We start from the raw sequence: 14,085 nt of genomic DNA on the forward strand, positions 1-14,085 counted from the left end.
GTCATTTATCATTTGTCATTTGTTATTTGTCATTAGTTATTTGTATACAAAGGACGAGGGACAAATTACCACTGACAATCAACTGATTATCGACTAATCGCCCTTCTTTTAAGCTCAGGGTATTTGCGGACTAGAGATTGCTAAAAAAGCTACTTTAGCTGCGGCTTGTTCAGCAGTTTTGATCGATCGCCCCTTACCTTCTCCGAGTTTGTTTCCGTGCAGCCACACTTCAGCCATGAAACGTTCTTGATTGCGATGCGGTTGAGCGACTTCCACAACCCGATACTCTGGTAAAACTTTAAATTGCGCCTGAGTCCATTCTTGGAGAGCAGCTTTGTAATTAAGTCTGGCAGGATCGAGGCGAATTTCTGTTGTTAGTTGGTGGAAGTGGGGATCTAACCAAGAGCGAATCAATTCCAGATTTTGAGTACTTAAGTAAAGCGCACCCAAAACTGCTTCAAAAGCATCTGCCAGTCGTGACTCTAGACCAACTTTATCAGCGGTAGCACTGCCAGCGACTAGTAAGTATAACTCCAAACCATAACCTCTGGCCAATTGAGCAAGGATGCGATCGCTCACCAACACTGAACGAATTGCCGCAAAATCGCCCACGGGACAATCGGGATAATTTTCCCATAACACAACAGCTGATACTAGCCGCACCACTGCATCGCCAACAAACTCTAGCTGTTCATAATTTGCCGAATCAGAGACAGTGGGATGAGTTAGCGCTAAATCCAGCAGTTCCCACTTTATAGGTGCTTCTAGCGACAAACCAAATTTTTGGACTAAACTTTCGAGTTGCCGCTGACGGCGTGGATAAGCGAGGGGCATTACATAATAAGGGGAAGTGGGCAGGGAGCAGAGGAAGGCAACTAGTTATCTATTTTATATACCTAAAGTTCTTGGACTATTAATCTAACAACTTTTCGCTACATCTCTCTATCTAGCTTCTCTTGGATAGCTTGACGACAAAATTCAGGAGGATCGTCCTTAGCTTTTACCTCTTCCTTCATTTCCTTGGTGATACGCAAATGTAGATATTCAGTTAGTGGTCGCTCTCTGTCTGTGGTGAATGGCTTTAAGTTATCTGGATTACCTTTATTTTTAGACATTGTATAGAAATACAAATAAAGTTATTCTCCACGTGTATATCAGTAGAAAATGTTAAATCGATGGGCATCTTAGCCTGAGAAACTTGTTGCCCACCGATTCCCACTTTTACAAGAGGTAACTCTTATTACACAATACTAGTGATATTTCACCGACAGCGATCGCTTGGTGTAAGCAACGATTTCCAGATTTGACTGTCAACTATAGCAATCCTAAATGAGTCGTGAAAAATATAGAGAAGGAAACGAACCGCCAAGAACGCCAAGGACACAAAGGGAAGAAAGAAAAAAGAGATATAGAATTTTCACAAATGATTTAGGACTGCTATATAATTTTCCTAATATTTGCAATCTTATCCTGCATTGAGGGTTTTATCAAGACGATCCCTGATTTTTGATTTGTTTAGATGTAGCTTCCATAAAGTCGATAAAAACTTTTATGAGCTTATGAATTCCCTCGCTACCTCCTGCAATTAAACCTCCTGTCAGCAATGCATCTAAACAACGGAAAATAATTACTTGTATGGGATTATCTAAATCAATAACTACAAGTGGTTCGATTGAGCGAACACCTATTGCGCTCATTAAAAGACCAAATAAAAGAGATGTCCATAGAGCAATTGTTCGTGTATCAGATTTATAGGCTGTTCTTTGGCGCTCTTTTTCATTTATATCATCCATTTGTGGCTTGAATATTTTTAATGCTTCTTGTTGGTTTTGTGTAAAGTTTTGGATGATTTGCTGTTCTAAACTCATTCCTTCTGGTGGAAGTCCACTGATTTGATTTGATTCCAAAGAAGGAAACTGTTGCTGTTGTCCTTCTATAAGTTTTGTTTTCTCAGAGATTAGAGCCTTCTCTTGCTGAATACTAATATCTAATTGTTCGACGAATGGCCCACGCCAAGTAGTTATAAAAACTTCTAAAGAACGCTCTAACAACAAAGAAATAAATAATTCTAATGTGAGTAACTGGACAATATCATTAACTCCAAATGGTTTTAAAACAAATGGTTTAGATGATAACCAAGTTGACAAAGTTACTACTAGAAAACTAATAATGATTAATACAATAAATAGAGGAGATTCGGGAGAAAGCTTTAGCAACGTATCTATACTCCTGTTTCGCGTCACAATATCTAACACAGCCTGGAGGTGAAAACTACACCTGCTGAGTAACTTAACAACGTTAATTTGATAGAACAGTAAATAATTTAGACCCGTCCCTTTTTTCTAAAAGTGCGATCGGTCACACCCTTGTGGGAGCAGAAAGCATTCCAGTGCTACTGTGCATAGGACGACGCTAGAGCAAGTAGCAACCCTAGCACCAACTAAAAACCCCTCCAAGGTGTTGGAGGGGTGAAAGTAATTTTTGCGAATTAGATGGTTCAGTGCTACTGAGGTAAAAACTCATCATCTATGACTTCTGCTAGCTGGTATGGACAGTTCACAGGAAAAGATTCCATTGACAAGCCAGTTTCAGCTTTTGCTTGCTTAACTGCTTGTGTGTAACACTCAGCAAAAACTATCTCAAGATAGGATTTGAGACTAGGTGAATCATCTAGAGCTTCTTTAACGCGTCTACGATGTTCAATGATGTTTCCTTCCCAGCTTCCACTTCTCTTGTCGGGCTGAAATTGCCATTTGAGCAAATCCATCAGAATTACAATTAAATTACTCTTGAGACTCCGGCGCTCACTCATTCCCATATCGGCAATTTCTTCAATTAGGTTCTCCCACTCAACGTTTGCGTAATCCTGACTTTGCAATTTTTCTACAGTCGTTTCTATCCATTGCAAGTAATCAGTTTCATATAGCGTTTGGGAATGCGCCTTTAAAGAAGACATAGCAGTTTCCATCGGAAATGTTTAGATAATTTTTCGTATCTATTTACAATTAACATCGGTGCGTTAACAAAGTGTAACGCACCCTACGAACTCTAGGAATTGGGAGGTATTAATTTTGTTAGAGATGTAGTCTCGCGTTCTTGTATGTAAAGGTTACGATGTTCTGTTGACTCATCAGTATTGAGTGGAACGGTGAACACTAAATGAGCATAGTTTGTCTCTTGCTGTTCCATCATGCAAGTCCAACCAACTTGGTGCTGAGTTCCCAGATGCGATCGCCTTTTTCGTCATCACGGGCTTGAGGAGAGACTTTTTGCACAAAAGACTTGCCATCTTTTTTCTGGCGATTTCCCCAACTCCAATAAACACCGGATTGATTATACTCAGGATCGGCAACCACCACAGCCACCCGTTCTCCCGCCAATTCCTGAGACACATATCCCCCAGTGATGTACTTCTGAAATAATGGGAAGATTTTCTGAAACAGGGGATAGTGGTTTCTAAATAGCGGCGTTTCTGCAACACATCCCGGATAGAGAGAATTGAAGACGATACCGGTTGACTGGTGATAGCGCTCATGCAGTTCCCGCATAGTTAGCACGTTGCAAACCTTGCTGTCCTTGTAAGCTTTGACTGGTTCAAATTTCTTACCATCAATCATTGCGATCGGCTCTTTAAACCCTTCTGCAAAGCCTTGCAAATCGCCCAAGTCGGGACGCGGTGGAATCTTCCCACCCAGTTCGTCTGGATTGTGCGTGACGGTTCCTAAAATTACCAGCCTTGGCTCTAAAGATGACTTCTTCAGATCCTCTAGCATCAGGTTGCACAATAGAAAATGACCCAGATGATTGGTGGTGACAGTTAACTCGTAACCTTCTGGACTGCGTAACGGCTCTTTGATTAAGGGCATATAAATTGCAGCGTTGCACACCAAAGCGTCTAAAGACTTTCCACTGGCTCGAAAGTTCTTCACAAACTGTCGAACACTTTCCAAGGAGCCAAGGTCGATATGTATGCTGGTATAACTGTTGTAAGGGATTTCCACACTTTGGGCTGCTTTTTGTGCCTTCGCTAAATCCCGACAGGCTAGTACGACATACCATCCCCTTTCAGCAAGAGCTTTTGCAGCATATAAACCCACTCCCGAAGAGGCACCTGTAATTACAACCGTTGGCTTCTGATGTTGTTCCATTATGTTCAGCTTCCATTGACTGTCTCTAGGATCTCATACCAGTGAGCCATCATTATCACCAGCTTTTTCAGGGCTGTATTTAGGCTGAACTAAGTAAGTGGGCGAGAAAATTCCCAAGTATGTGACGAAAATGTAAATACAGCACATACTTTACAAATTCGTTATTTCACCGTTTTGACAAAACTAAATATTATATATTGTTTTTATCGTGCTTACCTACTTAACCTCTATACAAAAAACCTTCAAAAAAATATAATTATAATAATATTTTTGGAGTACTGATAAAGTTTAAAATTGGATAAATGCAATCTTGACTTTTTTTTTCAAGTATTTTTTCAGATATATTCAGATTTATCTTATTACTAGACTGAAAAGTATAAGTAAATTGTATAGCTTTTGAACAATTTATACGCTGTGGATAAATTTATAGAATCTGTAAAAAAAATTCTGCAAGACAAGCCTCTCGGTTCAATTCAGTGGTTTGTGCTTTATCAATCGTGCTTGGGCAAAACTTACGGAGAAATAGCAGAGGCATCAGGCTACGGCAACAATTATATCAAGGAAATTGGTTCTCAATTGTGGCAAGACCTTTCTATAGCACTTGGAAAAAGAGTCACGAAAAAAAATCTGCATTTAGCCTTGAATAACCACTTGCAATACGAGAAAGGTAATGGGGAAAATCAGAGCCAACAAAAATTCGGTGAAGAATCTAGCATAGAAAAGGTTTATCCAGACCTTTTTTCAGCAAGCAAGATAGAATTTCCCAGCGGACCTGTAGCACTAAGTTCTCCTCTTTACATCAATCGCCCTTCTCTGGAAAAACTTGTTTGTAATGAGGTTTTACAACCTGGTTGCTTAATCCGGCTCAAAGCACCTAGAAAGATGGGAAAAAGTTCTCTACTCAATCGGATGATTGCTTATGCTAAAGAGCAAGATTATCAAATTGTTTATTTGGACTTTCAAGAAGCCGATCGAGACATTTTTGCTTCCCTGGATAAATTTTTGCGTTGGTTTTGTGTAAATGTCAGTAGGCAGTTAAATCTCCTTCCTTGTCTAGATGATTTTTGGGATACAGAAATGGGCAGCAAAGTAAGCTGCAAAATCTATTTTGAAGCTTATCTGTTGCAATACACTGATGATAGTCCTGTAGTTTTGGCTTTGAATGAAGTCCATCGGATTTTTGAACATCCCAATATTGCCCAAGACTTTCTGCCAATGCTGCGATTTTGGCACGAACAAGCAAAGCAAGATCGGATTTGGCAAAAACTGCGGATGGTAGTGGTTCACACAACAGAAATTTATATTCCACTTAAGCTCAACCAATCGCCTTTCAATGTAGGGATAACAATTACACTGCCACCATTTACCCTTAAGGAGGTACAGAATTTAGCATTATGTTACGGACTAGATTGGTCAGGAAACTCGGAAGGGGCAAAACGCCTTGCACCCCTACAAGCAATGGTAGGAGGACATCCCTATCTGGTGAACCTTGCATTTTATCATCTCTGTCAGGGGGAAATGACGCTGGAGGTGTTATTAGAAACCGCATCTACAGCAGTAGGAATTTACGGTCAGCATTTACGAGAACTGTTGACACTACTGCAAGCAGAACCAGAATTAATGTTAGCTATGGAACAGGTAATTGCAACAGATGAAAAAGTGGAGTTAGACGCGATCGCTGCTTACAAACTAGAAAGCATGGGTTTGGTTCAATTAAATGGCAATCAAGCTAGTAGCAAGTGTGAGTTATATCGTCTTTATTTTAGCCAACAGTTTGAAAAGCAAAATATTGCTAATGCTTCTAGTAAATTTACCATTTAGTTTTGAACGTTCATAGTAAGTACTAAAGTTATTACTATGAACCTAGTTAATCATCGATATTAAATAAATTTTATTCACTGTCCCAAAACGAATTTTTTGATTGAGATATAGAACTAATTTGAAATTAAAAATTAATTAAATGAAAAATTATCGATACCAAGTAGGTGGTACTCTTACTAATGATGCTCCTAGCTATGTTGAGCGCAGAGCAGATGTAGAACTTTACGAAGCTTTGAAACAGGGTGAATTTTGCTACATTTTAAGCTGTAGGCAAATGGGTAAATCCTCACTTATGGTAAAAACAAAGCACCGCTTGCAACAAGAGGGCTTTAGATGTGCCACCGTTGATATGACTAATATTGGTTGTGAAAATATCACTCCCGAACAGTGGTATAAAGGAGTTGTTGGCGACCTATGGTTGAGTTTTAAACTGTTAGGAAAAGTCAATTTAAAAACCTGGTGGCAAGAACAACAAGATATTTCTTTAGTTCATAAACTTAGTCGGTTTATTTCGGAAATTCTTTTAGCTCAGTTTCCTAACGAAAGACTATTTATTTTTATTGATGAAGTTGATAGTATACTCAACCTCGATTTCTCTGTTGATGACTTTTTTAGCTTGATTCGGTTCTGTTATAACCAACGAGCAATCGATCCAGAGTATGATCGGATTACATTTGCAGTTTTCGGGGTTGCCACACCTTCAGACTTAATTTTATCTCAAAATCATACTACCCCGTTTAATTTGGGTAAAACCATACAAGTAAATGGTTTCACCTTTGAAGAAGCTCAACCACTATCTTTAGGACTAGATATTAAAGACAATCATCCCCAGAAAGTTTTGAAAGAAGTATTAGTTTGGACAGAAGGGCAACCATTTCTAACTCAAAAGCTGTGCCGGCTGCTTGTAAATTTATCTCAAGACGATCTGGGTAGAAAGCTCAAAATTCCTCCTGGTACAGAAGACTTTTGGATAGAAAATGTGGTGCGATCGCACATCATCGATAAATGGGAATCACAAGATGAACCGGAGCATCTGCGGACAATTCGCGATCGCATCCTCAGAAACGAAAAATTTGCCGCCAGATTGCTCGGAATTTATCAACAAATTCTCCAAGGAGTGAAAGTACCAGCCGATGATAGTCGAGAACAGGTAGAATTATTGCTGTCTGGCTTGGTAATCAAAAAACAAGGTTTTCTCCAAATAAAAAACCGAATTTATCAAGAAGTTTTCAATTTAGAATGGGTTGGAAAAAAACTAGCTTACTTGCGTCCTTACTACGAAAACTTCAATGCATGGGTAGCCTCAGAAGAAAAAGATAAATCTCGCCTATTGCGTGGACAAGCGTTGAGAGATGCCCAAACTTGGGCAAATGGTAAAAGCTTGAGCAACTTAGATTATCGATTTTTAGCTGCTAGTGAAGAATTAGATCGGCGAGAAGCACAACAGGCATTAGAGGCTGAACGTGCTCAAGAAGTCGAAGCACGACTTGCAGAAGAACAAAAAAGGCTGGCTCAACAAAAGAAAAATGCCACAATAGTGACACTTTTGCTCGTGGGCATGACAATCAAGTTGGTAATTTCTATATTGTGGGGAGTATCGCTTTTACGAAAAATTGATGCTTTAGAATCACAGCTAAAATGCACCGGTCTTACTACGCCTCTTCAATTTTCTCACTGTCCAAAATCAAGAACTGCTAGGGAAACCTCAGAATAACAATCGTTAAAAAACTTAGTTAGGAACTTAGCTTAAAATTAGTTAACTTTCCGTTGCTCGTTAACCAGTTTTCTAACAATCTCAACAAAGCCAAAAACCCTGACTAAAGAAACGCAAGTCTGACCAAAGCTGCCAAAGATGTAAGTTAAAATCCTCATATATTTAATAACTACCTACGCAGAACGGCCCGAAAAAGCGATCGCTCATGCATGAGAATTGATTTAGTGCGTTAGCGATCGCGTAGCGTCTCGTAGAGAAGCTCATCGTAGGTATAGCCAACAGAAACGCAGGTCTGGCCAAAGCTGCCGATGATGTAAGTTAAAATCCTGATATCTTCAATAACTACCCACGCAGAACGGCCCGGAAAAAGCGATCGCTCATCTATGAAAATTGATTTAGTGCGATAAGTTAACATGAGTTTGATGAAGCTAAAAAAGCGATGAGGATAAGTAAGACTTGTAAGTTTATATCTTATGAGTTTTGGGATCAACCCAAATAATTAAAAGGATGAAGCAATTGAGTAACCTAGATAGAGTTTTAGATGCGGCAATGGAGCTGCCTTTAGAGCAGCAAGAAATACTGGTACAAATTCTCAAAAACCGAATTATTGAAAGTCGGCGAGATGAAATTGCGTCAGATGCAGCAGTTTCCATTATTGAATTCCAAGCAGGTAGACTTAAAATCCAGACTGCTGCCGAAGCAATTGAAGAATTACGGGAATATCTCAATAATCCAAGTGCAGCCGATGTATAGGTTGGTTATCACTAGCAAATTTAAAAGAGCTTTTCGAAAATTTGCTCGTCGTAATACTGACTTGCAAGCCAAAATAGAAGAAACTATTGCTGCTATGGAGAATGATATATTTGCAGCTAACTTGGGCACTCACAAGCTAGAAGGAAAGCTATCAGGATTGCTTTCATGCTCTTGTGGATATGATTGCCGCGTTGTTTTCTCGCTGAAAACCAATGAAGAGAGTGGGGAACAAGTTGTTCTTTTGTTAGACATTGGTACTCATGAGGATGTTTATTAGCTCAATACAAGTGCGATTGCCAATTTTGTAGCAACTGTCTTAAAAGTCAAGCGTAGGCGTAGCCCGTCGTAGACATCGCATCATGTATGATGGTTGATCGGCGTGCGTAGGCGTAGCCCGTCGTAGACATCACCGTATAGAAACGCAGGTCTGGCCAAAGCTGCCGATGATGTGAGTTAAAATCCTGATATCTTCAATAACTACCCACGCAGAACGGCCCGGAAAAAGCGATCGCTATGCTTCAGTATCCCCATCTCGAACAAGCGCTAAAATATCACTTCGGTTATGACCAATTCCGCCCTGGACAACGGCAAATTATCGAAGATGCGCTGCAAAATCGAGATTTAATGGTTGTGATGCCGACAGGTGGGGGGAAATCTCTGTGTTTTCAGCTCCCAGCATTGTTGAAAAATGGACTAACTGTGGTAGTGTCGCCATTAATTGCTTTGATGCAAGACCAAGTAGAAGCACTACGAAATAATAATATTAACGCGACATTTCTCAATAGCAGTTTGAATGCTTACCAAGTGCGATCGCGGGAAGAAGCCATCCTCAGCGGTAAAGTAAAATTACTCTACGTCGCCCCGGAACGTCTCCTCAGTGAAAGGTTTCTCCCGTTTATCGATTTAGTTAAAGAAAAAATCGGTATTTCTAGCTTTGCTATTGATGAAGCGCACTGCGTTTCGGAATGGGGACACGATTTTCGTCCAGAATATCGCCAGTTAAAATCTCTGCGAAAACGCTACCCTGATGTTCCTACCGTCGCCCTCACCGCTACAGCGACCGATCGCGTCCGTAGTGATATTATTCAACAATTAGGACTAAAGCAACCAAGCATCCATCTTGCCAGTTTTAACCGTGAAAATCTTTATTACGAAGTTCGTCCTAAAACTAAATATGCTTACGCTGAATTGTTAGAACTAATTCGAGAAACTGAAGGTTCGACAATTATTTATTGTTTAACTCGGAAAAAAGTTGATGAACTCACTTTTAAACTCCAAAATGATAAAGTTATTGTTCTCCCTTATCATGCCGGATTAACTGATGAAGAACGTAGTAGTAATCAAACGCGATTTATTCGAGATGATGTCCGGGTGATGGTGGCAACAATCGCCTTTGGAATGGGAATTAATAAACCCGATGTGCGTTTGGTAGTTCACTTCGATCTACCCAGAAATATAGAAAGTTATTATCAAGAATCGGGTAGAGCCGGGAGAGACGGAGAACCATCTCGATGTACAATATTTTTCAGCTTTGGTGATGTTAAAACAATTGAATGGAGTATCGATCAAAAAACCGATCCTCAAGAACAGTTGATTGCCAAACAACAACTGCGACAAACGATCGATTACGCTGAAGGTACTGATTGTCGGCGAACGATTCAACTGGGTTATTTTGGCGAAAGGTTTGCGGGGAATTGCGGTAACTGTGACAATTGTCGTCATCCCAAACCGATGCAAGATTGGACAATTGAAGCCATGAAGTTTTTATCTTGTGTGGCGCGTTGCAAAGAAAGGTTTGGGATGCTACACATAATTGATGTGTTGCGGGGGGCAAAAAAAGACAAAATTATCCAGTACGAACACGATAAACTTTCTACCTATGGTATTGGTAAAGATAGAACTGTAGATGAATGGCGAATGTTGGGGCGATCGCTTTTACATCAAGGGTTAATAGAGCAAACTAGCGATGGTTACTCAGTTTTAAAACTAAATGCCTTAAGTTGGCAAGTAATGCGAAAACAACGCACAGTTTCGCTAGCTGTAACCACAGTACCAAAGATTACCTGGGAACAGAGCAGTGAAAAAGCAGAAGTTGCAGAAATATTATTACAGAAGTTGCGATCGCTACGTAAACAATTAGCTGATGAGCAATCTGTACCACCTTACGTCATCTTCCACGATTCCACTTTAAAATTGATGGTACAGGTGCAACCCCAAAACTTAGCTGAATTTGCCAAACTTTCTGGTGTAGGTAGTCACAAACTCGCTCAATATGGCGAAAAGTTTATTACAGAAATTCGCGCCTACCGCCAAGAAAAAGGTTTGCAAAATAAATCGGTTACTTCTGCTTCCGGATCATCTCCAAACTCATCTTCTTACACAGAATTACAGACATTACAATTGCATCAACAAGGTTTAAATGTTGCTCAAATTGCCCAAAAACGCAACCTTAGTCCGGCAACAGTTAGCAATCATCTAGAAAAACTAATTGAGAAAAATCAGCCAGTTGATTTAAATCAATTAGTACCTTTAGAACATCAACAAAAAATTTGGCAAGTTTTAGAAGTACTCGGTGATATTTCCCTCACTCCCATCAAAGAACAACTAGGCGAAAGCTACACTTTTGATGAAATTCGCTTAGTGCGGTGTAAGTGGCGGCGCGAAAATCGCAAGTGATGATTGAAGAAGAATACAGAATACAGAATCAATTAGTATGAATCATAAATTCTGTTTTATTAAAATACAAAAACAAGATTAAAGGAGTTAGCCGATGAGTCAGATGCTTAATACAGGAGTACGCTGGACAATTCATGATGTGGAACTCTTCGCAGAAAATGAAGGGACACGCTACGAGATAGTTGATGGAGAATTATTTATGACCAGGGCACCTCACTTTAAACATCAGCAAACTTGTGGCAGAATTTTCCAACAGCTTAACATTTGGTCAGAGTCTACTGGTTTAGGAGAAGCTGTAATCAACCCCGGTGTTTTGTTTTCAGAATCAGATAATGTGATTCCCGATGTAGTTTGGGCTACTAAAGAAACCTTGGCGCTAACATTGGATGAAGGGGGACATTTAACTGGCGCACCAGATTTAGTAGTCGAAGTTTTGTCTGCTAGCAACGAAGACCTAAGACGAGATAAGGAAGCTAAACTTAAACTTTATTCTACCAGAGGAGTCAAAGAATATTGGATTGCTGATTGGCGATCGCGTAAACTGGAGGTCTATCGGCGCGAACAAAGTCAACTTAACTTGGTAGCAACTTTATTTAGTAGTGATAATCTAATTTCTCCGCTATTGCCTGGTTTTAGCTGTACTATAGACCAGTTTTTTCCTGTATAAATTTTAGGTTGAATGGAAAAACAAATCTCAAGTAGCGGATTAACTCTCATTCTTTTCCCAAAACAAAATGTGTATATATAATTTATTGTTCAGATATCGCCTTGCACCAATAACTAAGTTTTCTCCTCATCAAGGCGATATCTATAAATTATCAGTTCACATTAAGAAAAACTGGGGATTTCAGAGTTGGAGTCTTGTGATGTAAGCGTAGACGATGAAGGTACAGTGTTTTGGTTTTTGGCAGACAGAATTACAGATAGCAGCTTAGGCAGTGCTAGACAGGCAACAGTATTTAATATCGTCAGAAATATACCATCTATCAAACTCATGTATTAATGTTCTCCGTTTGAAAATTGGTAGTGACTATATTTATTAGTTTGAAGCAAAATCAGTAGAATTGCGTAAAAACAGAATTTAGATTTATTTTAGAAAATATAAGCTAAATAAATATATTTTTATCCGATAGCAATATATGGGACTCCGATTTGATTTCTGAAAACATCCTGAGACTGAAAAGCCTGTTAGATAAGGGTTTTATCTGAAATCTTTTTCAAAAATTCAGATATGAGTCCTATAGCAAGCCGATTTGATTTTTGAAAACATCTAAGCGTCATACCTTTACTTTTTATGTCTTCTGACTTCCTGCTCTGAGATGTATTAGGGGGTCAAACCCCCTATTCAACAGATATATCCTCGCAGAAGTCAGGAAGCTCAGTCTCTAGATAGAGAGCAAATTAAAATTGCCATATCATCTATGAAATTAGAGCTATATCTGAATGAAAAAATCTCATCTTTATCTATCAAAAGTATGAGAGACAGATATAACAATTTCCTATATCTCAAGAAACTAAATATTTGTATCTAACCTAAAAGTATACTTCTGACAGAGGATGTAAAAAAAAATTAGACATAGTAAATTAAAATCAATATTATTCAAAGTTCCTAAACAATTCAGACAAGTGTGTTATACACGTGCTTGGAACAGCCTAAAACTTTGTTAAAATCAGCAACACACAAACTATGAACTCTACCACCGAAAAACGTATCGCCTTAATTTCTGTCCACGGAGATCCAGCGATTGAAATAGGGAAAGAAGAAGCTGGAGGACAAAATGTTTATGTGCGCCATGTGGGTGAAGCACTAGCGCAACTAGGATGGCAAGTTGATATGTTTACCCGCAAAGTGAGTCTGGAGCAAGACTCGATAGTTGAACATAGCAACAATTGTCGAACTATTCGTTTAAAAGCTGGCCCCGTTGAGTTTGTGCCGCGAGATGAAATTTTTGAATATCTGCCAGAATTTGTCGATAATTTCCTCAAATTTCAAGTAAAAAACGAAATTACATACCAGTTAGTTCATACTAACTATTGGCTCTCTAGTTGGGTGGGGATGCAGTTAAATAAAATCCAAAAGAGTAAACAGGTTCACACCTATCACTCCTTAGGAGCAGTTAAGTATAACACTATAGAAAATATTCCTCTGATTGCAAGTGTGCGATTAGCAGTAGAAAAACAGGTTTTGGAAAATGCAGATAGAATTGTAGCGACGAGTCCGCAAGAACAGGAACACATGCGATCGCTAGTTTCTACAAAAGGTAATATCGACGTTATTCCCTGTGGTACAGATATTCAGCGATTTGGTTCGATTGCACGAGAAGCAGCCAGGGCTGAATTGGGAATTGACAAAGAAGTCAAAGTCGTATTGTATGTAGGACGTTTTGACCAACGCAAAGGTATAGAAACCTTGGTGCGAGCATTAAATGAGTCTGAGCTACGCGACTCCAACAATCTCCAGCTAATTATTGGTGGTGGTAGTACTCCAGGTAACAGTGACGGAATTGAGCGCGATCGCATTGAGCAAATCGTCAACGAATTGGGAATGAGCGACTTTACCACTTTTGCTGGTCGTTTAAGTCAAGATATTTTACCAACTTATTACGCCGCTGCCGATGTTTGCGTTGTTCCCAGTCACTACGAACCATTTGGACTCGTGGCGATCGAAGCGATGGCAAGCGGTACACCAGTGGTAGCAAGTGATGTCGGCGGACTTCAGTTTACTGTAGTTAGTGAAGAAACCGGTTTATTAGCTGCACCGCAAGATGTAGAGGCTTTTGCTTCTGCTATTGACCGAATTCTCTTAAGTCCAGAATGGCGAGATGAATTGGGTAAAGCTGGTAGAAAGCGCGTCGAAACTAAGTTTAGCTGGGATGGTGTCGCACATCAACTGAGTGAACTTTACACCCAACTGATGCAGCCACAAACAGTAGCGTCAACAGCAAAAGAACTAGTACACTCAACCGCCGAACT

12 protein-coding genes and 1 pseudogene are annotated in these 14,085 nt (G+C 39.6%); 7 read left to right on the top strand and 6 right to left on the bottom strand.

Going from position 1 to position 14,085, the window contains the following annotated elements; all coding sequences use genetic code 11:
- Positions 1-114: 114 nt before the first annotated feature.
- The 5 genes from rnc to NLP_RS19530 form a co-directional block, all read right to left on the bottom strand.
- Entirely contained in the window at positions 115-834 is a 720-nt protein-coding gene (rnc, locus tag NLP_RS19510; RefSeq protein WP_104907837.1) for a ribonuclease III, read from the bottom strand.
- A 98-nt stretch (positions 835-932) separates the two neighbouring features.
- A complete protein-coding gene (locus NLP_RS19515) occupies positions 933-1,115 on the bottom strand; it encodes a hypothetical protein (protein WP_104907838.1) in 183 nt (60 codons plus the stop codon).
- 372 nt (positions 1,116-1,487) lie between these two features.
- Positions 1,488-2,216, bottom strand: coding sequence for a hypothetical protein (locus NLP_RS19520; protein ID WP_104907839.1), 729 nt, complete (start codon positions 2,214-2,216; stop codon positions 1,488-1,490).
- A gap of 287 nt (positions 2,217-2,503) precedes the next feature.
- A complete protein-coding gene (locus NLP_RS19525; RefSeq protein WP_104909938.1) occupies positions 2,504-2,956 on the bottom strand; it encodes a DUF29 domain-containing protein in 453 nt (150 codons plus the stop codon).
- Positions 2,957-3,188: 232 nt separating this feature from the next.
- Positions 3,189-4,148, bottom strand: coding sequence for a protochlorophyllide reductase (locus NLP_RS19530; protein WP_104907840.1), 960 nt, complete (start codon positions 4,146-4,148; stop codon positions 3,189-3,191).
- 396 nt (positions 4,149-4,544) lie between these two features.
- Between NLP_RS19530 and NLP_RS19535 the strand changes: the two genes are divergently transcribed.
- Together NLP_RS19535 and NLP_RS19540 are read left to right on the top strand one after the other, a co-directional pair.
- Positions 4,545-5,969: an AAA-like domain-containing protein gene (locus NLP_RS19535; protein WP_234016988.1), complete on the top strand. Its 1,425-nt coding sequence runs from the start codon at positions 4,545-4,547 to the stop codon at positions 5,967-5,969.
- 139 nt (positions 5,970-6,108) lie between these two features.
- Complete coding sequence (locus tag NLP_RS19540; protein ID WP_104907841.1) at positions 6,109-7,683, top strand: AAA-like domain-containing protein; 1,575 nt, start codon at positions 6,109-6,111, stop codon at positions 7,681-7,683.
- Positions 7,684-7,912: 229 nt separating this feature from the next.
- On the opposite strand, the gene NLP_RS33355 is transcribed toward NLP_RS19540, so the two are convergent.
- Complete coding sequence (locus tag NLP_RS33355; protein WP_158680469.1) at positions 7,913-8,098, bottom strand: hypothetical protein; 186 nt, start codon at positions 8,096-8,098, stop codon at positions 7,913-7,915.
- Positions 8,099-8,190: 92 nt separating this feature from the next.
- Here NLP_RS33355 and NLP_RS19545 point away from each other — a divergent pair, with 92 nt between their 5' ends.
- The 5 genes and pseudogenes from NLP_RS19545 to NLP_RS19565 all read left to right on the top strand — a co-directional run.
- Positions 8,191-8,436 (top strand): hypothetical protein, encoded by a 246-nt coding sequence (locus NLP_RS19545; RefSeq protein ID WP_104907842.1) that lies wholly within the window; start codon positions 8,191-8,193, stop codon positions 8,434-8,436.
- Positions 8,429-8,713 (top strand): type II toxin-antitoxin system RelE/ParE family toxin, encoded by a 285-nt coding sequence (locus NLP_RS19550; RefSeq protein ID WP_104907843.1) that lies wholly within the window; start codon positions 8,429-8,431, stop codon positions 8,711-8,713. The genes NLP_RS19545 and NLP_RS19550 overlap by 8 nt, the downstream gene beginning before the upstream one ends.
- 236 nt (positions 8,714-8,949) lie before the next feature.
- Positions 8,950-11,112 carry a DNA helicase RecQ gene (gene recQ / locus NLP_RS19555; RefSeq protein ID WP_104907844.1) on the top strand — a complete coding sequence of 721 codons (2,163 nt, stop codon included), beginning with the start codon at positions 8,950-8,952 and terminating at the stop codon, positions 11,110-11,112.
- A gap of 94 nt (positions 11,113-11,206) precedes the next feature.
- Entirely contained in the window at positions 11,207-11,779 is a 573-nt protein-coding gene (locus NLP_RS19560) for a Uma2 family endonuclease (protein WP_104907845.1), read from the top strand.
- Between the two features lie 1,020 nt (positions 11,780-12,799).
- Positions 12,800-14,035 (top strand): annotated as a pseudogene (locus NLP_RS19565) (glycosyltransferase family 4 protein); the annotation flags it as partial.
- Between the last annotated feature and the right edge of the window lie 50 nt (positions 14,036-14,085).

The sequence above is a fragment of the Nostoc sp. 'Lobaria pulmonaria (5183) cyanobiont' genome (genome assembly GCF_002949795.1).
Taxonomy (GTDB): Bacteria; Cyanobacteriota; Cyanobacteriia; order Cyanobacteriales; family Nostocaceae; genus Nostoc.